Origin of the sequence: Shewanella sp. SM55 (assembly GCF_025654025.1) — a bacterium.
Taxonomy (GTDB): Bacteria; Pseudomonadota; Gammaproteobacteria; order Enterobacterales; family Shewanellaceae; genus Shewanella; species Shewanella oncorhynchi.
Window position 1 is genome coordinate 185,909 of the sequence record NZ_JAKKRS010000002.1, and the last position, 24,553, is coordinate 210,461.

Annotated in this window: 12 protein-coding genes; 3 read left to right on the top strand and 9 right to left on the bottom strand. The window is 46.8% G+C overall.

Annotated elements, in window-relative coordinates:
* The first annotated feature begins 1 nt into the window (after nucleotide 1).
* Nucleotides 2-3,082, top strand: a complete 3,081-nt coding sequence (locus L5L91_RS04035) for an efflux RND transporter permease subunit (RefSeq protein WP_263235710.1) — start codon at nucleotides 2-4, stop codon at nucleotides 3,080-3,082.
* Here the strand turns inward: L5L91_RS04035 and L5L91_RS04040 are convergent.
* A complete protein-coding gene (locus L5L91_RS04040; RefSeq protein ID WP_113939445.1) occupies nucleotides 3,067-3,312 on the bottom strand; it encodes a YdcH family protein in 246 nt (81 codons plus the stop codon). The genes L5L91_RS04035 and L5L91_RS04040 overlap by 16 nt on opposite strands.
* 260 nt (nucleotides 3,313-3,572) lie before the next feature.
* Here L5L91_RS04040 and L5L91_RS04045 point away from each other — a divergent pair, with 260 nt between their 5' ends.
* Nucleotides 3,573-5,576: a methyl-accepting chemotaxis protein gene (locus tag L5L91_RS04045; protein ID WP_263235712.1), complete on the top strand. Its 2,004-nt coding sequence runs from the start codon at nucleotides 3,573-3,575 to the stop codon at nucleotides 5,574-5,576.
* Between the two features lie 667 nt (nucleotides 5,577-6,243).
* Here the strand turns inward: L5L91_RS04045 and cydX are convergent.
* The 4 genes from cydX to purL form a co-directional block, all read right to left on the bottom strand.
* Nucleotides 6,244-6,360: a cytochrome bd-I oxidase subunit CydX gene (cydX, locus tag L5L91_RS04050; RefSeq protein ID WP_011788717.1), complete on the bottom strand. Its 117-nt coding sequence runs from the start codon at nucleotides 6,358-6,360 to the stop codon at nucleotides 6,244-6,246.
* Nucleotides 6,361-6,379: 19 nt separating this feature from the next.
* Nucleotides 6,380-7,519, bottom strand: a complete 1,140-nt coding sequence (gene cydB / locus L5L91_RS04055) for a cytochrome d ubiquinol oxidase subunit II (protein WP_028761243.1) — start codon at nucleotides 7,517-7,519, stop codon at nucleotides 6,380-6,382.
* A gap of 15 nt (nucleotides 7,520-7,534) precedes the next feature.
* Entirely contained in the window at nucleotides 7,535-9,091 is a 1,557-nt protein-coding gene (locus L5L91_RS04060; RefSeq protein ID WP_028761244.1) for a cytochrome ubiquinol oxidase subunit I, read from the bottom strand.
* A 1,273-nt stretch (nucleotides 9,092-10,364) separates the two neighbouring features.
* On the bottom strand, nucleotides 10,365-14,246 hold the full coding sequence (gene purL, locus L5L91_RS04065) for a phosphoribosylformylglycinamidine synthase (protein ID WP_263235833.1): 3,882 nt from the start codon (nucleotides 14,244-14,246) through the stop codon (nucleotides 10,365-10,367).
* 279 nt (nucleotides 14,247-14,525) lie between these two features.
* Between purL and mltF the strand changes: the two genes are divergently transcribed.
* On the top strand, nucleotides 14,526-15,956 hold the full coding sequence (gene mltF, locus L5L91_RS04070) for a membrane-bound lytic murein transglycosylase MltF (RefSeq protein ID WP_263235713.1): 1,431 nt from the start codon (nucleotides 14,526-14,528) through the stop codon (nucleotides 15,954-15,956).
* A 469-nt stretch (nucleotides 15,957-16,425) separates the two neighbouring features.
* On the opposite strand, the gene tadA is transcribed toward mltF, so the two are convergent.
* The 4 genes from tadA to guaB all read right to left on the bottom strand — a co-directional run bounded on the left by tadA (nucleotide 16,426) and on the right by guaB (nucleotide 24,478).
* Entirely contained in the window at nucleotides 16,426-16,950 is a 525-nt protein-coding gene (gene tadA / locus L5L91_RS04075; protein WP_219253484.1) for a tRNA adenosine(34) deaminase TadA, read from the bottom strand.
* A gap of 157 nt (nucleotides 16,951-17,107) precedes the next feature.
* The gene (locus tag L5L91_RS04080) at nucleotides 17,108-20,944 is read right to left on the bottom strand and encodes a hypothetical protein (RefSeq protein WP_263235714.1); all 3,837 of its coding nucleotides are present in this window, start codon (nucleotides 20,942-20,944) and stop codon (nucleotides 17,108-17,110) included.
* 373 nt (nucleotides 20,945-21,317) lie between these two features.
* Nucleotides 21,318-22,895, bottom strand: coding sequence for a glutamine-hydrolyzing GMP synthase (gene guaA, locus L5L91_RS04085; RefSeq protein ID WP_263235715.1), 1,578 nt, complete (start codon nucleotides 22,893-22,895; stop codon nucleotides 21,318-21,320).
* A 116-nt stretch (nucleotides 22,896-23,011) separates the two neighbouring features.
* Nucleotides 23,012-24,478, bottom strand: coding sequence for an IMP dehydrogenase (gene guaB / locus L5L91_RS04090; RefSeq protein ID WP_263235716.1), 1,467 nt, complete (start codon nucleotides 24,476-24,478; stop codon nucleotides 23,012-23,014).
* Nucleotides 24,479-24,553: the final 75 nt, after the last annotated feature.

Here is a 24,553-nt window from a genome sequence, read left to right on the forward strand (position 1 = left end):
TATGATTAAAGCCTTTGTTGAAAACGGCCGCTTAGTCAGCCTCGTTATTGCGCTATTACTTGTCGCAGGTTTTGGTGCGATATCGAGCCTGCCTCGTACTGAAGATCCCCACATAACTAACCGTTTCGCCTCAGTGATCACCCCTTATCCTGGCGCCTCAGCCGAACGGGTAGAAGCCTTAGTGACTGAAGTCATTGAAAACCAGCTCAGGCGTTTGGAAGAAATTAAGTTGATCCAATCGACCTCTCGACCAGGGATTTCAGTTATACAGTTAGAATTGAAAGACACAGTTAAAGAAACGGCTCCCGTATGGTCTCGAGCGCGGGATTTATTGGCCGATGCGAAAATTAATTTACCTGAGGGCATACAATCTCCCACACTCGATGATCAAATTGGTTATGCCTACACCGCCATCTTAAGTTTAGTATGGAATAGTAATACGCCCGTACAAGTCGACATGCTAAACCGCTACGCAAAAGAATTACAGAGTCGGCTCAGGCTGTTATCGGGCACGGATTTTGTCAAACTTTACGGCGCCCCAACCGAAGAAATGCTAGTGCAGCTTGATGGTAACAAGATGAGCCAGTTACAGCTCTCTCCTGCGTCCATCGCCCATATTCTCAGCGGCGCCGACAGTAAAATTGCTGCCGGTGAAATCAACAACCGTGAATTTCGCGCCTTAGTTGAAGTCTCCGGCGAGCTTGATTCTTTAACCCGTATTCGCCAAGTGCCGCTTAAAATTGATAGCCAAGGGCAAATTATTCGCCTCGGCGACATAGCCACTGTGATTCGCCAAGCTCAAACCCCAGCGGATAGCATAGCGTTAGTCGATGGTGAACAAGGCGTAATGGTTGCAGTGCGAATGATCGATAATACCCGTGTTGATCTTTGGCAAGCACAAGTCAATAACGTCGTTGACGAACTCAATCGCGAAGTTCCCGCTAATATCCAGATCCAATGGCTATTCGAGCAAAACAGTTACACCAGCGAACGACTTGGCGGGCTAGTGGTTAACCTGCTGCAAGGATTTGTCATCATCTTGCTGGTATTACTCCTCACCCTAGGCTTAAGAAACGCCATCATAGTGGCGATTTCATTGCCGCTCACAGCGCTGTTTACCTTGGCCTGCATGAAATATATCGGCCTGCCGATACATCAAATGTCGGTGACAGGACTCGTCGTCGCCCTTGGGATCATGGTGGACAATGCGATAGTGATTGTCGATGCCATATCACAAAGGCGTCAGCAAGGAATGAGCCGTTTAGCCGCAGTGAGCGAAACCTTACACCACCTTTGGCTGCCCTTAGCGGGATCGACTATCACCACTATTTTGGCTTTTGCGCCCATAGTACTCATGCCCGGTGCTGCGGGGGAATTTGTCGGTGGTATTGCCATGTCAGTGATGTTTGCGCTGCTGGGCTCTTACGTGATTTCCCATACGCTAATTGCAGGGCTCGCGGGACGTTTTAGTCATGAAGGTAAACAGGATGTCTGGTATCAACACGGGATCAACCTCCCGCTAGTGAGCCAATATTTTCAAGCGAGCCTGAGAATTGCCCTTAAACGCCCTATCGTCAGCGCGCTGCTTATCGGCATTACACCAGTATTAGGTTTTTTCGCCTCGGGTAAGATGACAGAGCAGTTCTTTCCGCCATCGGACAGGGACATGTTCCAAATTGAAATCTATCTTGCGCCCCATGTGAGTTTAGAAAACACCTTGAACCAAGTGCAGTTGATGGATAAAAAACTCCACGCAGTCACAGGGATCACTCAAGTCGATTGGGTGGTCGGCGGTAATACGCCCTCATTTTATTACAACCTGACGCAGCGCCAACAAGGGGCGACTAACTATGCACAAGCCATGGTAAAAGTGACTGACTTTGAGCGTGCCAATGAGTTAATCCCCGAATTACAACAGCAATTTGATAGCGCTTTTCCCGAAGCGCAAGTACTAGTACGAAAACTCGAGCAAGGCCCGCCCTTTAATGCGCCAGTGGAGTTAATGATCTTCGGCCCGAATCTAGATACTTTGCGATCATTGGGCGACGAAGTTCGTAATATTCTCGCGCAAACGCCGGACGTACTTCACACACGTGCAACCTTAAGTGCCGGTGCGCCTAAGCTGTGGCTACAGGTAAATGAAGATGCCAGTCTAATGAGTGGGTTAAGCCTGACGGACATTGCCAAGCAGATCCAAATGTCAACCACAGGCGTTATCGGTGGTAGCGTGCTTGAGCAAACAGAATCCTTACCCGTACGAGTTCGCCTTGCTGATGACAGTCGCGAGCAGGTGAGCCGCCTTTCTGAAATTCAATTAATGACACCTTCGGGTGAGTCTGTTGCATTATCCGCCCTCGCCCACAACGAAGTGCAAGTGAGCCGCGGCGCCATTCCAAGGCGCAACGGCCAAAGGGTTAATACCATAGAAGCCTACATCGTCAGTGGGGTATTACCTGCCCAAGTACTTAATGATGTTAAAGATAAAGTCGCTCAATTATCATTGCCATCGGGTTATCGCATTGAAATTGGTGGGGAAAGCGCTAAGCGTAACGAAGCAGTCAGTAATTTACTGTCCAATATGATGTTGGTCGTCACCTTGTTATTAGCCACTGTGGTGTTGTCGTTCAACTCCTTTAGGCTCACGGCGATTATTCTATTGAGCGCGATACAATCAGCAGGACTTGGCCTATTAGCCGTGTTTGTGTTCGGTTATCCCTTTGGATTCCCGGTCATCATAGGACTGCTTGGATTAATGGGACTTGCCATTAACGCTGCGATTGTGATCTTGGCCGAACTAGAAGATATGCCGAGCGCTCGGCTCGGCGATATGGAAACCATAGTCTCTACCGTCAGCAGCTGTGGTCGTCATATCAGCTCAACGACCATTACCACCGTGGGCGGTTTTATTCCGCTCATCATTGCTGGCGGCGGGTTTTGGCCTCCCTTTGCCATTGCTATCGCGGGTGGCACACTGCTGACGACTTTACTTTCTCTGGTATGGGTTCCAACCATGTATTTGCTGCTGATGAAAACCCGTACGGCGAACACCCCATCCGCGATTCAAGCTCAAATCGCATCATGAACTAGATATTGGTACAGTTTATCTTTAAGGTTTAATCGCTCTAATTTTAACGCTAAAAAGTGCTCATCGGCGGTGGGCACTTTTGTTAACTCCAGCGCCCTAATTTTATTATCGAGTTCATGGTAACGACTAGCCATGGTCGCGAAGACGGTATTATTGACTTTTAAATGCTTAATTTGATCGACGAAATCAGGAAACTCATAAACCAACGCATGATTCTCACCTAGCATATACACTTCTCCTATAATGTGGTTCTAACACTATAAACTCCATTTACCTTAAGCAGCTTAGTCTATACCCTCAAAATACAGCCAGTACTTGGACATGTTATCTACTAACATTTCTGCAAAATAAGCCGATGAGTCCAAGTATAAAACTGCAAAAATATCAACGAAATGAGTTTAAAATTGCAGAAGTTTTAGACCCACATCAAGACTACAAAGTAAAACTTAGGCTACATTGATGTAACCGTTACCTATAGGATCTTACGATGAATTATAAAAATTGGCCTATTGCAAAACAAATTGGCGCCCTCGCGTTTATTCTTACTCTTCTCATCTTTGGCGTATTGAGTTCCGTCTCCTATAAAGCCGCTTCAAATGTATTAGAAGATAAAGGTATCAGTGCCATGAAATCTGAAATGCGTGCAGTTTCAGACATGTTAGAGCTGCAGTACGATAGTCTTCTGCAGCTTGCGAGACGCAACGCCGATGTTTTTAAGGAAATGTATCCTGGACAATTTAGTCTGCAAAATAAAACGGTCAATGTGATGGGAGTAGGCTCTCCAGCCCTAATGCATGAACAAGAACAAGTGAACTCATCAAAAAGCAAAGTCGATCGTTTTGCTAATCTAACTGGCGGTACCGCTACGGTATTCGTGCGTGATGGCGATGACTTTATGCGAGTTTCGACTTCGCTCAAAAAAGCCGATGGCAGCCGTGCACTAGGTACTTCCCTTGGCAAAACACATCCAGGCTATCAAGTGCTGATCAGCGGTAATGAATACGAAGGTTATGCCAAACTTTTCGGCAAAGACTACATGACAGTCTATCGTCCAGTGAAAGACACACAGGGCAAAGTTATTGGTATCTTATATATTGGCTTCGACATCACCAGTTCCTTAAAACAATTACAAGAAGCAGTTAACAGAATTACCTTAGAAGAAAGTGGCCATTTTCTATTAGTACGCAAAGCAGACAATGTGTTGGTCGCCCATCCTAAGTTCAATGCAGGTGACATCATCACCGAAAGTATGCTTGATGGCTTAAGTGTTGCGTATGCCACCCAAAATGATGCGGAATCCCATTACAGCAATAGTAAAAATGAGCCCATGTTTGCCTATAGCCAAACCGTGACGGGCTGGAATTGGGTGCTAGTGGGTCAAGTCAAGGCAAGTGAGCTTAATGAAGAAAGTATGCAATTGCTCACCATCAACGCCATCGTTGCTATCACAGGGATCGCGCTGATCACAGCGCTATTATCAGTTGTCTTAATTCGCGCACTCAAACCTTTGCATGCCCTCCAAGTGCATATGGAAAATTTAGGCAGTGGCGATTTTAGCCATCACTTAGCGCCATCAGAACCACAGAGTCAAAACGAAGTGGATCGAATCACGACCAGCGTATCAACTATGTCCTCAGAGCTCAGGCAATTGATTATTGCATTGCAGGATTCAGTCATGAGTCTAGAGCAACAAGCCTCCAAGGCACAGAGCATCGCGAAGCAAAATGGTGAAGAAGCTCAAGCCCTAATGCTACAAACGGATCAAATCGCAACTGCCATCGAAGAAATGTCGACCTCGATCCGTGATGTGGCTAATCATGCCCAAGATGGCGCAGTTCAAAGCCAGCAAGTGGATGCCGCAGCCAAAGAAGGTCAAAACCAACAGACTAAAATGGTGCAGGATTTACTCAAACTCAGTCAGCAACTCAGCAACAGTCATCAATCGGTTGAAAAAGTCAGCCATGAAAGTGAAGCGATCAGCAAGGTGACCGAAGTCATTAACAGCATTGCCGAGCAAACTAATTTACTCGCATTAAATGCAGCAATTGAAGCGGCGCGCGCAGGCGATCAAGGTCGAGGCTTTGCCGTCGTTGCCGATGAGGTGAGAACTCTCGCCCAGCGGACCCAGTCATCCATTGTAGAAATTGGCCAAACGATTGAAAAGCTGCAAACTCAAGTGAAAAGCACCACAGAACAAATGAGCCAAAGTCATCAATTAGGAATGGAATCTGCAACACAGGGTGAAGCAACGGGTGAACAACTGAAGGAAATCACCCGTAGGATTGGCGAACTCGCGATTAGCTCACGCAATATAGCCTCGGCTACTGAGCAGCAAAGCAGTGTTGCACAAGAGATAACCCACAATTTGCATCAGATCAGCGAACTCGCTAACGAAGGCGAGCACCGTGCCACTGAAACAGTGCATTCTGCCAATGAACTGTCTTCCTTAGCCGCCGCCTTAAAACGCCAAATAAGCCAGTTTAAGGCATAACTCAAATACGGACTTAGATAACCTGAGCTCGGGATAAGCAGAGCCGCTGAATAGGCATCTTTTCGGGCCTCTCTGCGTTGCTCTGTCTAACCATAGCTAGCTATGGCGTACGACAGAGCGCCTTGATATGCGCAAAAATCTGCGCATTCAGTCAGGAAATAGATTTTTCGCTTTAAACTAATAACTTTATACCATTGATTTTATTTGTTAAATTTAGATTTTTCGACACTCGTTATCCCGAGTTCAGGTTAGATACAGAGTTAGTGCTTTATCAAACGTTAAATGCCGCCCTAACAGGGCGGCATTTTTTATAACAGCACTACATCAAAACGATAGGAGCCACATTTAAGAAATGGGACTTTAATTTAGGCTCCTGACGTAAAGGAGTAATGGAGTAATGGAGTAATGGAGTAATGGAGTAATGGAGTAATGGAGTAATGGAGAAAAATATCTTAAGCCATGCAGAGCAAGCATCTGCAGAGAGCACAATCAAAAAACAATGATATCAGACCTATTCGCTGCAGTTACATCACCACTCTGCAGCGAAGTTAACTGCTTGGCCTAATACGATAACGCAGCTCTACTTCAAACTAAAATAACTTCAGCCCATCAAAAAATCCCAATAAAAAACCCCGCTGATGCGAGGTTTTTAAATCGAGTTTAGACGTTACTCGGCATCTTCTGCCGATCTGTCCATGTTCTCTGTATTCTCAAGCCACAGGGCATTGATAATCCCAAAAGAACAGGCCAACAAAACCCCTAATATCCACGTAAAATACCACATAGCAGATGCTCCTTAATGCCTAATAGAGTGAGGCTTTGTTATCTTCAATATGCTTACGGCCGATACGACCAAACATCTTGTAGTAAGTCCAGACAGTGTAGCTCAACACTATAGGTACGAAAATCGCTGCAGCAGCAGTCATAACACCTAAGGTCATTTTACTGGCTGTTGCATCCCACATAGTCAAACTGACGTTAGGGTTAAGTGATGATGGCATGACGAATGGGAACATTGCTGCACCGCAAGTCAAAATCACCATAGCCACAGTGAGTGAGCTGAATAGGAACGCAAAACCTGAACGGTTAAAGCGGCTAACCAAAATCACTAGCAGAGGCAATGCCACACCTAAGATAGGGAACAGCATAGTGATGGGGTATTTGTCATAGTTGGCAAGCCAAGCACCCGCTTCAATTGCGACGGTTTTCATGGCAGGGTTAGAAACCGCATTATGGTCCAGTACTGAAGTCACTACATAACCATCGATACCATTGGCTAACCACACACCCGCAGCAGCAAACAACACTGCCACTAACAGTGCGAAGAATTGCGTGGCTTTCGCAGCACGAACACGCAGCTCACTGTCAGTCTTCATTTGTAACCAAGAAGCGCCTTGCATCATAAACATGCTCACGCTCACAAGACCTGCCAGCAAACCGAAAGGATTCAACAGGCCGAACAGACCACCGTGATAAGTCGCACGTAGGAACTCGTCGAATTCAAAAGGCACACCTTGCAACAAGTTACCAAAGGCCACGCCTATGATTAGCGGAGGTACAAAACCACCGGCAAACAAGGCCCAGTCCCACGACTTACGCCATTTTGGATTTTCGATTTTAGAACGATAATCGAATCCGACTGGACGCATGTAGAGGGCAAACAGCACTAACATCATGGCGACATAGAAGCCAGAGAAAGACACTGCATACACCATAGGCCAAGCGGCAAATAACGCACCGCCTGCTGTGATTAACCACACTTGGTTGCCGTCCCAATGGGGAGCAATAGTGTTAACCATGATACGGCGCTCAGTATCGTCTTTGCCTATAATTGGCAGTAACGCACCGACACCCATGTCAAAACCATCAGTAACCGCAAATCCGATGAACAGTACGCCGATCAGAGCCCACCAGATAACTCTTAATATTTCATAATCAAACATAATGAAATCCTCTGCTTAGGCTTCTAGGTTCTCGAAATGATAACGACCAGTTTTCAAACTGCTCGGACCAATGCGGGCAAACTTAAACATCAAGAACATCTCAATCACCAGCAGTACAGTGTAGAACAAGGTGATAGAAAGGATACTGAACCATAAGTCGCCAGTCGTTAAGCTTGACGCAGACATAAAGGTCGGTAGTACCTCAGAAATCGTCCAAGGTTGACGACCATACTCAGCCACAAACCAACCACACTCAATCGCGATCCAAGGCAATGGCAAGCTATAAAGTGCAGCTTTAAGTACCCATTTTTTCTCAGCGATTTGATGACGTGTGCTTTGCCAGAATGCCGCAGCAAATACGAACAACATGATAAAGCCTAGACCTACCATCACACGGAAGCTCCAGAAAATCGGTGCTACGTTCGGGATAGAATCTTTAGCTGCTGCTTTAATTTGCTCTTCAGTCGCATCAACCACTTTGTCTGTGTAGCGTTTCAGTAAGAAACCGTAGCCTAAGTCGACTTTCGCTTCTTCAAAAGCAGCACGTAGTTCAGGCGTTTCTTCACCCGCACGCAGTTTCACTAGCATGGCATAGGCTTTCATACCGTTACGGATACGCACTTCATGCTCAGCAATCAAGTCATGAATACCAGTCACTTCTTCATCCAACGAGCGTGTTGCCACTATACCCATCGCATAAGGAATTTTGACTGCAAAATCTGTTTTCATGGTTTCTTGATTCGGAAAACCGACAGCAGTAAAGGCCGCTGGAGCAGGCTCTGTATGCCACTCAGCTTCAATCGCTGCTAACTTAACGCGCTGTGCTTCACCCACTTTATAGCCAGATTCGTCACCTAACACGATAACCGACAGAATCGCCGCCATACCAAAGCTTGCCGCAATCGCGAATGAGCGACGAGCAAAAGGTAAGTCACGTTTCTTGAGGATGTAATAAGCACTGATCGCCAGTACAAACATGGCACCCGCCACATAACCAGAAGCGACGGTGTGAACAAACTTAACCTGCGCGACAGGGTTAAACACAACTTCAGCGAAGCTGGTCATTTCCATACGCATGGTTTCGTAGTTGAACACTGAACCCACAGGGTTTTGCATCCAACCGTTTGCCACTAGGATCCACAATGCCGACATGTTAGAGCCAAAGGCCACTAACCAAGTCACGACTAAATGCTGACGCTTAGTGAAACGATCCCAACCGAAGAAGAACATACCCACGAAGGTAGATTCAAGGAAGAAGGCCATTAAACCTTCAATAGCCAGAGGCGCACCAAAGATGTCCCCTACGTAATGCGAATAGTAAGACCAGTTAGTACCAAACTGGAATTCCATTGCCAAACCTGTGGTAACCCCCAAGGCAAAGTTAATACCAAATAACTTACCCCAGAACTTAGTCATATCTTTATAAATTTGTTTATCTGTCATCACATACAGTGATTCCATGATAGCCAGCAAAAATGCCAACCCCAAAGTCAAGGGAACAAATAGGAAGTGATACATGGCTGTCAGCGCAAACTGCAACCGCGATAGCTCAACAACCTCTTCAACAATCATCGGTGACTCCTTACTTGGTGCGTCCAATTGCTATGACATAACCCGCGTCAATCACAGCAAGTGCCTTTGTAGGATAGTGAGTTTTCATTTTGTGTTTATATCTGCGACAACAGTATAAACCGTTAAATTTAATCTTTTGCATTAGTTCGAAGCAGCAAGGGCTAAAAAGTACCAATATCTGTTGCATATTGAGACGCGAGTCACACTATCGCAAGTAACTGAGACCGACACCCTACCACTCACTCAATCAAATGATTTCATCGATATAAATATCAGATAGTTAAGATATTTATTCATTTTCATTTGTGGCTATTTTATACCACCTCGCTTTGATGCAAATCAATCAAACTCAGGGGTTTAGGTGGGTTTTGCGGTGAGGTACACACTTCCCCACCAGAGAGGATTGACAATTGATAAAAACAAGAGTAGTGAGCAGCCATTAATTAATATAAAGTCATACTTTTACCAATTAGGCAGTAAAAATCAGTTCTAATCATCAAAAAACCAATAAATAAATAATGTTGCAATAAATTAACTAAAAAAATATTGTCACAAATTTAAGTGGCACATGATTTAAAACCTTTAAAATCAAATATAAATACATATAGATATAAAAAATCACAATCGCCCAGGCTAAAATACATTAGTTTTAATAATGAATATTTGTATTTTTTCTCGTTTGAGAAGCTAACCTAAGTTGTTTAATATATGTCCTGTGTTAAGGAGACAATTTGGTAGAACTGGTGTCGTAGCCCAGCCAAGACCAACTTCGCGCACATAGGTACTAACTTTTGGTGTGGAGATATCGATATGACTAAATTATTTGAACGTCTGGTTAACAGCTACAAGCGTGTTTTTGTTGAACTTTATACAGCTAATGAGCTGAAATAATCCCCAGAATTACTCGTGAAATTGATTGCATTTATGTGAAGTTTTGTTAGCGCAAAACAGGCCCCCATCTCCCTGAGATTGGGGGCTTTTTGTATATTAAGACCCTAGCATCCCCCAACAACTCCAGTACCCCATAAAACACCACGCCCCGTATCAAATGCGCAACATACCTATTAATAGGTATTTACCGATTAAAGTGGCTATTTTGCCACTTTAGTCCATTAGATTATTTGCAATAAGCGTTAATAATTTGAAATACAATCACTTCCATAAAATGCATTTTATATATAAAAAAAGGAGCGAAATTATCGCTCCTTTTTTACGCTTTCATTAACCTGCTTTTACCCCCTCAACAAAGGCAAAAGCCGTTGACTTTAAACGCTTAACCTAAGGTCACTCGTGCATTACGGAACATACGCATCCAAGGGCTATCTTCACCCCAAGCATCTGGATGCCAAGAGTTCGCCACTGTTCTGAACACACGTTCGGGGTGCGGCATCATCAAGGTTACGCGGCCATCTGTCGTACAAATCCCAGTCAAGCCATTTGGCGAGCCGTTCGGGTTTTGTGGATACTGAGTCGCGATATCACCTTTACCATTGACAAAACGCAGCGCAATCGTGCCTGACGCTTCGGCAATCGCCAGCGCTTCAGGGCTAGCAAACTCAGCCAAACCTTCACCGTGAGATACAGCAATGGGCATACGTGAACCGGCCATACCTTGGAAGAATAACGACGGGCTCTGTTGCACTTCAACTAAGCTGAAACGCGCTTCGAAACGCTCCGAGCGGTTACGCACAAAACGTGGCCAGTGCTCGCTGCCAGGGATAATTTCTTTCAGGTTCGACAGCATTTGACAACCGTTACACACACCAAGGGCAAAACTTGAGTCACGTTCAAAGAAACGAGAAAACTCATCGCGAGCTCGCTCATTAAACAGAATCGACTTAGCCCAACCTTCACCTGCACCTAATACATCACCGTAGGAGAAGCCACCACAGGCCACTAGGCCTTGGAACTCCTCTAGGCTGATACGGCCAGATAAAATGTCCGACATGTGTACGTCGCGGCTTTCAAATCCAGCACGATCAAAAGCAGCGGCCATTTCTACGTGGGAGTTAACGCCCTGCTCACGCAAAATCGCCATCTTAGGCGCAGCGCCCTTAAGAATATAAGGCGCGGCAACATCAGTGCTTGGATCAAAACTTAAGTTAACGGTTAAGCCTAAATCAGTTTCGTCTTGCTTAAGTTTGAACTCTTCAAGCGCGCACGCTGGGTTATCACGCAGAGCTTGCATACGATACGTGGTTTCTGACCACACAGTACGCAGCGCTACACGGGTATCACTGAAGATTTCACGCGCGCCATCTTTAATGGTGATACGTTGATCGTCGGCTAGGGTTCCGATCACATGGCAAGGCACGCCAGCGATAGCGAACTGAGCGGCAATTTTCGCAGCATTGTCACGGCTCACTTGCAGCACAGCGCCGAGCTCTTCATTAAAGAGTCGTTCTAAATCAGTGCCCTGCAAGTCTTCTACATCTATGTCTAAACCTGTATTACCAGCAAAAGCCATTTCCACTAAGGTAGTGAATAAACCACCATCGCTACGGTCGTGGTAAGCGATAACCGATTTTTTAGCGACTAGATTTTGCATGGTTTCGAAGAAACCACGCAGCAGTGCAGCATCGTCAAGATCCGGCGCAATATCACCCAGCTCACCAAACACTTGGGCTAAACAAGAACCGCCTAAACGATTTTTGCCCGCACCTAAATCCACTAACAGTAAAGACGTTTCGCCTTTATCTGTGCGTAGCTCTGGCGTCACTGTATTGCGAATATCTTGCACCACACCAAAGGCGGTAATGACCAATGACATAGGCGACGTCACGGTTTTATCCGCGCCATCTTGTTGCCATGCGGTCTTCATCGACATAGAGTCTTTACCGACCGGAATGGTCAGGCTCAGCTCTGGACACAGTTCTTCACCTACGGTTTTCACCGCTTCATAAAGACCCGCATCTTCACCTGGGTGACCCGCGGCAGACATCCAGTTGGCAGAAAGCTTAATACGCTTAAATGAACCGATATCGGCACCAGAGATATTCATGATGGATTCAGCCACGGCCATACGGGCAGAGGCACCAAAGTCTAGTAGCGCTAGCGGTGTACGCTCGCCCAGTGACATAGCTTCACCGGCGTAGGTATCAAAGCTTGCCGCAGTGACAGCGCAATCGGCCACAGGCACTTGCCATGGCCCCACCATTTGGTCACGGTTCACTAAACCCGTTACTGTGCGATCGCCAATAGTGATAAGGAAGGTTTTATCCGCAACTGTAGGCAAGCTCAGTACGCGTTTAACCGCTTCTTTAACATCAATCTTGTTTTGTTCGAGCGCTGGCGATACGGCTTTGGCCGATACCACATCGCGGCTCATCTTAGGCGCTTTGCCTAATAAGACTTCGAGCGGTAAATCGATAGGATTATTGTCGAAATGACTGTCGGCGAGCGTCAGATGTTTTTCCGCTGTCGCTTCACCCACAACCGCAAACGGTGCGCGCTCACGCTCACAGATGGCAGTAAATAACGCGAGGTTTTCAGGGGCAACTGACATCACATAACGCTCTTGTGATTCGTTACACCAGATTTCCAGCGGGCTCATGCCAGGCTCATCCGAAGGCACGTTACGCAGATTAAACAAACCGCCGCGCTCGCCGTCATTCACGAGCTCAGGGAAAGCATTTGATAAGCCCCCCGCGCCTACATCGTGGATAAATTGGATAGGATTTTTATCGCCAAGCTGCCAACAGCGGTCAATCACTTCCTGACAACGACGTTCCATTTCTGGGTTTTCACGTTGCACAGAAGCAAAGTCGAGATCTTCACTCGATTGACCCGATGCCATAGATGAAGCAGCGCCGCCGCCCAGACCTATGTTCATCGCAGGGCCACCGAGCACAATCAGCTTAGCGCCAACGGTGATTTCGCCCTTCTGTACATGCTCTTCACGAATGTTACCTAAACCACCCGCTAACATAATCGGTTTGTGGTAACCACGGACTTCAACACCGTTGTGGCTGCTAACTTCCTGCTCATAGGTACGGAAATAACCGACCAATGCCGGACGACCAAACTCGTTGTTAAATGCCGCGCCGCCGAGTGGTCCTTCGGTCATGATATCCAGCGCGCTCACGATTCGCTCAGGCTTACCGTAGTGACCTTCCCATGGTTGAACAAACCCTGGGATTTTTAAATTAGATACGCTAAAGCCAGTTAAACCCGCTTTAGGTTTAGAACCACGACCTGTCGCGCCTTCATCACGGATTTCACCACCCGAACCAGTTGCAGCGCCAGGATATGGGCTGATGGCGGTTGGATGGTTGTGGGTTTCCACTTTCATCAGGATGTGCATTGGTTCAGTGTGGTAGTTGTATACCCCATCAGGATCGGGGAAGAAACGACCCGCAACCGAACCTTCCATCACAGCAGCGTTATCTTTGTAGGCAGATAACACATGATCAGGCGTGGTTTCAAAGGTGTTCTTGATCATCTTGAACAGTGACTTAGGCTGAACTTCACCGTCAATGGTCCAATCTGCGTTAAAAATCTTATGACGACAATGCTCAGAGTTCGCCTGAGCAAACATCATCAATTCGATGTCATGGGGATTGCGGCCTAAACGGACGAAGTTCTCGACTAAATAATCGATTTCATCTTCGGCTAAAGCAAGCCCCAATTCAGTGTTAGCCACTTCAAGTGCGCGGCGACCTTCGGCAAGAATATTGACGCTCTTAAACGGCGCAGGCTCAGTGCGTTTGAACAACACATCGGCTTTAGCAAAATCATCGAGGATAATTTCAACCATACGATCGTGCAGCAACGCATTTAAGGCTTGTTGCTGAGGCGCTGTCAGTGCATCTGACTCGACATAATACGCAACGCCTCGCTCCAAACGCTTCACTTTACCAAGGCCACAATTGTGCGCGATGTCAGTGGCTTTTGAAGACCAAGGAGAAATAGTACCGGGGCGAGGAGTGACAAACAGGAGTGAACCTTGGGGGATATGAGCTTCTATCGCAGGTCCATAGGTGAGAATTTTTTCAAGTTGCTGGCGTTCATTTGTGTCGAGCAACTCGCTCAAATCCGCTAAATGGACATACTCAGCATAGATTTGGCGTACCGGAAGCGCCGCGTTTTCGCAGGCCTCCATCAGCTTTTGCACCCTAAACGTCGAGAGTGCAGGGGCTCCGCGGATGATCTCCATCACGTCTATTCACCTTATTATTTATTATTGCAGGGGTCAGAGGTGGCGCTATTATAAGGAAATGTCTGTCACAAATCACCTGCGACCTTACGCAAAACAGTGTTTCCTGTGATATAAAAAGCCCAGTATTGTGTCGGCTGTACTTTCCCCCAGAATGATTTTTTTTCGAAATCGCAGACAAACGGATATAATCCCACCAATGTCAGCCAGTTCACCACTAATGCCCCACTGTTAACTCGCTATCTATAATATTGATTTTATTTACTATAAGTACATTTAATGACTCGATTTCTGTTCGCTCTTATCTTAGGTTTCCTACTGACTGCCTGTCAGCAGGTGACCGTGGACGAAACAGAATTCGTGCCGAAAAAATTAACTGAGCTAAGAGTCGGTACACTTTACGGCCCACAGATTTATATGACCTCGGGCCAAGGTGATAGCGGTTTCGATTACGATATGGCGGTATTGTTTGCCGAATACTTAAATGTGCCCTTAAAAATGGTGCCCTACACAAACCGTATCGAGTTGTACGAAGCCCTCAAAAAGAATGAAATCGATATTATTGCTGCAGGCATGACAGAAACGCCCACAAGGCGAGAACAGTTCCGCTTAGGTCCACCGCTATACCGGGTGAATCAAGTGTTGGTGTATCGCGAAGGCATGCCAATCCCAAAAGACATCAGCGACTTAAAAGGCAAGATCACCGTTATCGCCGACTCTTCCTTCGTCGAGACCTTGACCCAGTTGCAAAAGCATTATCCAACGCTGGTGTGGGATCAAATTACTGACAAAGACAGTGAAGAGTTGTTGGCTATGATTGCCAACAAAGAAATTGACTACACTATCGCCGACTCTAGTAGCGTACAGATCAACCGTCGCTACTTGCCCGACTTACGCTCAGGCCCTGTGCTGGAAGAAAAACTCGATGTGATCTGGCTATTACCTCCCACTCACAGTGATGAACTTATGAGTAAATTGCTGGCCTTTTGGCACCAAGAGAAGCTTGCCGGTACGCTGGATCATCTCAACGAGAAATACTTTGGTCATGTAAAACGCTTCGATTATATCGATACTCGCGCATTTATCCGTGCCATTGAGACAGTATTGCCGCGTTATCGACAATTATTTGAAACCCATGCAGGCAATTTAGATTGGCGTAAACTAGCAGCAACCAGCTATCAAGAGTCACATTGGAATCCTAATGCCCGCTCGGCCACAGGAGTGCGTGGCATGATGATGTTGACTCAGCCAACCGCCAAAGAGATTGGGATCACCAACAGACTCGATGCCGAAGAAAGTATTCGCGGCGGCGCGGCGTATTTGAACGATATGATCAATCGCCTGCCAGAATCGATCCCCGAGAGTCAACGCATGTGGTTTGCGCTGGCCTCTTACAACATAGGATATGCCCATATTGAAGATGCACGTAAGCTTGCGGAATCGATGGAGTTAAATCCCAATGCTTGGCGAGATTTAAAAAAGGTACTACCGCTACTGCAAAAGCGTAAATATTATCAAAAAACACGTTATGGTTACGCCCGAGGCAGTGAAGCCGTTCATTACGTCGACAGCATCCGTCGCTACTATGACACGTTAGTCTGGGTGGATAATCAGTCGAAACAACCCGACCCCGATGATGACTCGAGCGATCTTACTGCGGAAGAACCCTTGATTCCTGCGGGAACGTTAAGCCCTGATCAACCTAAATAGCTTAACTCGTTAGCGCTCAGGTGCATGGGCCAAACGACAATCCAACAACTCACTTCTTATATATCAAGTACAGAGTTTTACGTAACAAGAACACCAACATAAAAACTCAAGATGTACGTAGATGTCTTCAACAAGGTCAGATACTAAGCAACAGGCAAGCTGAATTAAGGTTTATCAACCTAACTCAAATTTGCGATGAAAAACATCGCTTAGTTCAGCTTATCTGACCAGTGCTATTGCTGCACTCCTGTGCAACTGCTACTGTCTTGGGTTATGACCTAAGATAAATCTCTGTAGGGCATCGATAATAACAATTAATGGGGTCAATATGAGAAGAAAAACCATCAACAATACCGTTGCGCGTCGTCGTACTTTGCTAAAAATTCGTCATCGCCGTATTTTAAATCGTCAAAAACTCTTCTTTACTTTTATTCAGTCTCAGGATTAATCCTGTCACGTTAATCGTCACTTACCCAATAGCTTGCTGCGCCTTTTGAGCCTGTTTCAGGGCTTTTTTCTCTTCCCTGCGACGTTTAAAAAAACGACTCAATTGCGCGCTACAAGCATCGGCCAGCACCCCAGATGTGACTTCAACTTGGTGATTAAATGCCGGATGTTGCAGCAAATTCAGCACAGTACCCGCTGCACCCGTTTTTTCATCCCGTGCGCCAAATACCACACGAGCAATTCTGCTATGCACCATAGCGCCCGCACACATAGCGCAAGGCTCGAGGGTGACATATAAAGTCGCATCTAAAAGACGATAGTTTTCGACCAAACGCCCCGCTTCCCGCAAACATAAAATTTCCGCATGGGCGCTAGGATCGTGCTGGCTAATGGATAAATTGTAACCCGTCGCAATCTGCTGACCGTCTTTGACCAATACCGCACCCACGGGCACTTCGCCCTCGGCCTCGGCTTTTTCTGCCATCAGCATCGCGACTTGCATCCAATGTTCATCTAACTTCATTTGGTCCACTAGGCTGTCACTCATCTGTAAAAATACGGCAATTATACCTATAACCAATAAAAAAGGCGCACTTGGCGCCTTTCACTGAATAAGGATTAAGCCCTCTCGATTGTTGCCTGAGTAGATAATGGGCTTTCATCTCTCTCGGGATTGGACATGCAGAGTTCGGGGAGAGTAGCCCTTATTCAAACCGTTGCTCGTGCTCCATATCCTCCCGCTGTTCTCGCTCTTTCTGGCGCTCGATTAGTTGAACCAAGTTTGCAGAGAGTGTTTTAGCTGCGGCCGCAATATCTGATCTTTCATGTTCAACCAACTTTTTAATAGCATCCGCTCCAGGTTGCATTGCGTTTGCTCGGCTACCAGAAGTAACACGTTCAGCAAATGCCTCCAGAACAGTTTCAGGTTTAGGAGATGCTTCCAGCAGTCTGAGCGCTGACTCTGACATAATAACTGCACCCTTATTTCCATCCTGTTCCCAGAGACTAATACCCGCCGCTACAATCGCCCACACGTTGGTATCGTTTCTGGCACTGCACCATTCAATCAACACGTCCACATCGATTTTGGCGAGAATTGACGGCTCCAATCCGCTATGCCGAATAAAGAACTGCCGCAGATGTTGTTGCTTTTCAGTGCCGTCAAAAACACGATTCAGGAATGCTGCTGGCATTAATGCCGAAGTCGACGCTATGGTGTTTTCGCATGAATAAATGTAACCATAGTTGTCATCGACAACAGTAAATATGGTATCCAACCACTCTTGCTTTGCGGCCTCATTGCCATTAAAGCGTAACGCAGCACTGATCACACGCTCCATTCGGTAATCCCTGCCACCACTATAATTGTCATGATTTTTTGAGAGACTCAAGATCGCAGCTCTTAAACCTATTTGTCGAAAGTCGGGGCCAAGTGAATCCACATCCACGTCTTTTTCATGCAACCTCATGCTTAGCGCATCCAACACCACATCATCGCCGTTCGGTTTACTCAAAAGCCGTTGAGCGAGATTGATGATACGGCCTTTAGGTAAATGTGCATACTCGTCCCGCCAAAGGATTGGTTCATATATGCTAGGGTGAATTTCTGGGTCATCTAGAATTGCCATACAACGATCTAGGTCTGTTTCTGTAAATGTCCCCAAAGGATGTAGATAGACTAATGCGCGCCGAAGTATAGGATGTTGAGCGCACTGGTCGAGCAGTTTTTCAGCCAGAAATGAATTGATGGAATTAACCTCTGTGATGAAGCCATCAAAGATAGCAAAATTCCAGCTTGCCTCTGCATGTTGTTCCAGTTGATCGACGAGTTGCAGCCAAGTAGCCCACAAGTCATGTGCTCCCTTCGCAACCCCCTTCCCAAATGCTGTGCGATTAGGCATCCAATCATTTGAAAAAAGATGTGGACCCAGCTCGTCGAGCTTATGGTCCGATAACACAAACTCCTCTCCTAACCGGAACGCCTTGGTTTCAAGTAATTGCCTAGCTTCATTATATTTGTGGATTTTTTCATGATCAAAATTAGCATCCAATGCCCAATAATCCTGCCTATTGCTCAGCACATAAGTCAGAATTGCCGGAATCAAGTCATGGGGCTCCAACTCCCTCTCCAATGCGGCAAGATTGTCTGGCGGTGGCTCAACATCATCACCGTCTTTGCGCTTGGTATAGTCGAAATAGATAGTTGTTCGGACGGCTTTCCAACCATCTCCCCAAGGGCGATGTGCATGTAATTTGCGAGCAGCGTCAATTAGTTTTTCCCTCATTGCAACTTGTCGCCACATTCCTCTAAATGCTTTCGCCAGCGTCTGTCTTGCAAGATCTTCAAGAGTCGAATCACCGGAGGTTCCCAGTTTGACAGCAACGTCGATAAAAGCACTGCGCCACTGCACCAGCTGATCGTGATTGGGTTGAAATCCATAATCTCTTGGGCGAGCACCAAACTCGTTTACCCCTGACCCACTCCACCGCGCCTCTAAGGCAGTAGAGAGCATCCTAAAACCCAGCGACCTACGTCCAGCCACACTTGATGAAAGACATTCATTCATGGTCGCAATGCGTTGCTCTAAAGTAGCGTGGGTACCAGAGAGATATGCTTGGAAGAACTTCGTTATCTGATTTCGCACCGAGGCATTGTTGCTACTTTCCTCCTCGAAGTCCGCCAGACGAATGAGTAGCCTGATACAACGCTCAAAGGCGCTCGGTTCATACGCCAGTAATAGCAGAAGATTAATAATTGACGTTCGCCGAGACTTATAACCTAGTTTCATGCCCTTAAAATCAGAGGAGATAAGCATCGCTTCAATTCTGTCGAGCAGAACTTCTGGCGCAACTGGTGCGATATAATCCAGCATTCGTGCCGATATATCGTTTAATTCTGTTATCCGCCCCAGCAACCCATCGGGTTGAAGCCAAATCTCAACGATCTCTTTAGCCACAGGATGATCGTGCAACAACCCAAGCCTATGTGCGAAAGACATGAGTAAGCGTTGACGTTCGGGGGCTTCAAAGGTTTCTCTGAGTTGAGCAACGGGTAAATTATTCAGTGCCGATGTCGCCAACTTATTGGCAATGACATGGGGTAAAATAGCTCTCCAATGAGCCCTCTTCTGTACAATATGGCGGCCTGACAACTTGTTGACTGACCGATACAATTGGCTTGCAGAATACCCAAAGTTCGAACCCAATAACTCAAGTTCGTTTTGGCCTTTCTCAACAGTTGCTACCGAGAACGAATAGACCAGAGACAGTACTTCAGCGTGCTCACGCAGGTTATCATCAGGGCCTTTGCGTTGCTCAAACAAGCGATCAAACAACTGAGTATCAGAAAGCTGAGCCAAACTCTCACCTTCCTCAACCCGCTCGGCGATAGCTAGGGATACCCTCGCATTACCATCAGCAAACTCGGCAATTCGGCGGGTGTTATTCTGGCCGATTTTAGGAAAACGGCGCAGCAGAAGCTGTTCAGCCACCTCAGGCCCAACCGCTTCTATATGGATGACCTCTGTGGTCTGAGGCTTATCGTCTCTGATGTCATATTCAACCGTGATAAGGCTGACCATTGTGCCTACGGCCGATACCTTGCTTGCAAGCGAAGAGTGTAAATCTGAAGGGCAATTATCGAGGATCATGATGACCCGTTTACCCTCTGCAATCAGCCTGTCTAGCATTGCTGTAGCAGAAGGCTCCAGGCTTTCTCCGGTATCAACATAAACTGCGATAGTCCGGTCAAGCGCATCTGTACCGACCGTTTCATCGAAAAGTGCCTGTACGATTCTGGTCTTTCCAACACCAGATAACCCAGTGATGCGAACCGCCTTCCTAGTAGAGCGAATAAGATCTCGCATCGGTGCGATGGCGTCATTAATGCTGAGCTGTTGCCCCCTGCCTGACGGCAGAGTGACAGTCACACCTGGTGCTGAAATCAAGATGTCCGGCGTCCCCTCTGGTGGATTGCTCCATGCGCCGTATGGCTGCCAACCGGAATATCCCTGACCGAGATTTCTTTTTGTCCAGAGCATGACTGACGGATGTTGCCGTACCCATTGAGCCAGTTTAGAACGGTCGTAGAAGTCCAAGTAAAGATTGTCACTATTAGGATCATCCGCTACGGCATCTCGCATAGCTTTGAGGCGGTCCCTCTTCATAAGAGGAGAGCAATCATCACCTAAGCTGACAATGATATAGCTCCCACCTTTTTTAGCATGTTCAGAGATGGTCGGAGACAGTTTCCCTGCGGTGACCATTTCCTTAGTAATTGCAGCCCTCGGCATCGAATGCTTTTTTGCCTGAAGAATTGTGTTGGGCCTTTCGAGAAAACCTGTGCTCAGCTGAGCGACAGGGACTTGAACGTGAATATCAATCCCACCATCAGCAGCTTTAATTGAACCTGACCAGTTTACATACGCAGGGCTATGCCCCTGCGCTGCTATTTCAGCCTCGGCGAGGCGAGCAATCAACTCTTCGAGCAGAGTATCAGAGAGTCGGAGTAATTCGTCTTTCTCAATATCAAAAATTGCCACGGTAATCCTCAGCTGAACATCTTGTTAACTCTATCTAGAGCAAGATAATTTTATCGGATAATCAAGAATTCGATAATAACAGCTCTTAGCATAATGATTAAAAAGAAGTTTAAGGAGAAAAACCTTATCAATAGATGTGTTAACTCAAATAGTGGTACACAATCCCGCATTGGAAAGAAAGTGCTGTCTTATATTATTACTCAGTCAAAGGACTGCAATTTGCGTCCGAAGCAATACTGACTGCTTCAGATTTTTGGATCACCTTGTTTTTTTTTAGAAAAAATATCGTCATCCCAATAAAAATGCCAGTCAATAAAATGACTGGCATTGAGATAAATCATAAATAGTATCTTATTAGCTATTTATATTTGGGCTATTCCCACTCGATCGTCGCTGGCGGCTTGCCAGAGATATCGTAAACTACGCGGGAAATGCCATCGACTTCGTTGATGATGCGGTTTGATACGCGACCTAAGAAATCATAGGGCAGATGTGCCCAGTGTGCGGTCATAAAGTCGATGGTTTCGACGGCGCGCAGTGACACCACCCAATCGTATTTACGGCCATCGCCCATCACGCCGACAGAACGCACGGGTAGGAACACGGTAAAGGCTTGGCTAACTTTGTTGTACAGGTCGGCTTTATGCAACTCTTCGATGAAGATAGCATCGGCGCGGCGCAGTAAATCGCAGTATTCCTTCTTCACTTCACCTAAAACGCGTACCCCTAAGCCTGGGCCCGGGAACGGGTGGCGGTAAAGCATGTTGTACGGCAGGCCTAACTCTAAACCGATTTTACGGACTTCATCTTTGAACAGTTCACGCAGAGGCTCGACTAAACCGAGCGCCATATCGTCTGGCAAACCGCCCACGTTATGGTGCGACTTGATCACATGGGCTTTGCCTGTGGCGCTGCCAGCGGATTCAATCACATCGGGGTAAATCGTGCCTTGGGCTAGCCACTTAGCATTAACGCACTTCTTCGACTCTTCATCGAAAATCTCGACGAAGACACGGCCGATAATTTTGCGTTTTGCTTCAGGATCGGCAACGCCCTTCATCGCATCGAGGAAACGGTTTTCCGCATCGACATGGATAATGTTCAGGCCGAAATGATCGCCGAACATGTCCATCACTTGCTCGGCTTCGTTCAAACGTAATAAACCGTTATCCACAAACACGCAGGTCAGTTTTTTGCCGATAGCACGGTGCAGCAACATGGCCACAACCGATGAATCGACACCACCAGACAGCCCTAAAATCACTTCATCATCGCCGATTTGCTTTTTCAGACGCTCAATCGCATCTTCGATGATAGAGGAAGGTTTCCAGTTAGCGGCACAGCCACAAATGTCTAAGGCAAAATGCGATAACATGCGCTGACCTTGGCGAGTGTGGGTCACTTCAGGGTGGAATTGTACGCCATAGAAACGTTTTCCTTCGTGGGCCATGGCCGCAAAGGGGCAAGTATCGGTTTTAGCCACCGCCACAAATCCCTCGGGGATCGCAGACACTTTATCACCGTGGCTCATCCACACATCAAGCAGCGGTTTACCTTCGCTATTGACGGCGTCTTCGATATCTTTAAACAGTGCCGATTGCGCCAACATTTCGATCTGCGCGTAACCGAATTCACCTTCGCCCACACCTTGGATCACTTTACCGCCAAGCTGCTCAGACATGGTTTGCATGCCGTAACAGATACCTAACACGGGCACGCCAGCGTTAAAGACATATTCAGGTGCACGGGGAGAATTTTCAGCCGTCACACTTTCAGGGCCGCCCGCTAGGATAATACCATTAGGGGCAAACTCACGGATTTGGGCTTCGGTCACATCCCACGCCCATAATTCGCAGTAAACGCCAATTTCACGGATACGACGGGCAATCAGTTGAGTGTACTGGGATCCAAAATCGAGGATCAGTATCTTGTGCTCATGAATATCGCTCATGGATAACCTTTTCTCATCTATTGTTTAACTTGGCTCAAAATCGATATGGTCAATCTTGAGGGCATTACACAGATTACTAACGGGGCGGCTTATCGCCGCCCCGTTATGTCAAACGCTTAAGAACCTGAACGGTAGTTAGGTGCTTCTTTAGTGATAGTCACATCGTGCACATGGGACTCGCCCATACCCGCAGAAGTCACTTTCACAAATTGCGCTTTTTCATTCAGTTCAAGGATAGTGGCACAGCCCGTTAAGCCCATGCATGAACGTAGGCCGCCCATATGTTGGTGGATGATTTCCTTCAGCTTGCCTTTGTAAGGTACGCGGCCTTCAATGCCTTCTGGCACGAGTTTGTCGGCAGCATTGTCAGATTGGAAATAACGATCGGAAGATCCTTGAGACATAGCGCCTAATGAACCCATACCACGGTATGATTTATATGCACGCCCTTGATATAACTCGGTTTCACCCGGTGCTTCATCGGTACCGGCAAACATTGAACCCGCCATAATGCAAGAGGCTCCCGCGGCTAATGCTTTAGCTAAATCGCCAGAGAAACGCACGCCACCGTCGGCAATTACAGGAATACCTAAGCCTTTTACGGCTTCGGCGGCATCGGAAACCGCAGTAATTTGTGGCACACCCACACCGGTAACAATACGAGTCGTACAAATAGAACCAGGGCCAATACCGACTTTAACGGCGTTAACGCCCGCCTCAACCAGCGCTAATGCGCCCTCTGCCGTGGCAACGTTACCACCGACAATTTGTAAATCTGGGTATTTGGCACGGGTTTCGCGAATACGTTGTAATACGCCTTCGGAATGGCCATGGGAAGAATCGATCAGCAGTACGTCAACACCGGCCTTAACCAGCGCATCAACGCGCTCTTCGTTGCCGGCACCCGCACCGACGGCGGCGCCCACACGTAAACGGCCTAACTCATCTTTACAGGCATTCGGTTTACGTTCGGCTTTTTCGAAGTCTTTAACTGTGATAAGGCCTTTCAATTTATAGTTATCATCGACCACTAACACTTTTTCGATACGATGTGAGTGCATCAATTTTTGCACTTCATCTAATTTAGTGCCTTCGGCAACAGTGACTAAACGCGCTTTAGGCGTCATCACTTCTTCTACCGTTTTGCTCCAATCTGTCACGAAACGTACGTCACGGCCAGTAATGATACCGACCAGCTCGTTGGCTTCATTGACCACGGGATAACCCGCAAAACCATTCTTCAGTGTTAACACTTTCAGATCGGCTAAGGTCGTTGATGGAGTCACAGTCACAGGTTGTTGAACCACGCCCGCTTCGTAAATTTTTACTTTACGAACTTCTTCGGCTTGTTTTTCAATACTCATGTTTTTATGAATAAAGCCTAAGCCACCTTCCTGCGCCATCGCGATCGCAAGACGAGCTTCGGTGACTGTGTCCATAGCGGCAGACACAAGTGGGATATTCAATTCAATGGTATTGGTCAGGCGAGTTTTTAGAATGGCGGTATTTGGGAGTACAGTCGAATGCGCAGGAACAAGCAACACATCGTCAAAAGTAAGCGCTTCTTTAATTAAACGTAGCATATGCAACATCTCCCCAGTTGAGTAGGATTTAGAGGTGAAATATTGCGGCGGGATTATACCTTGCATATCGCCACT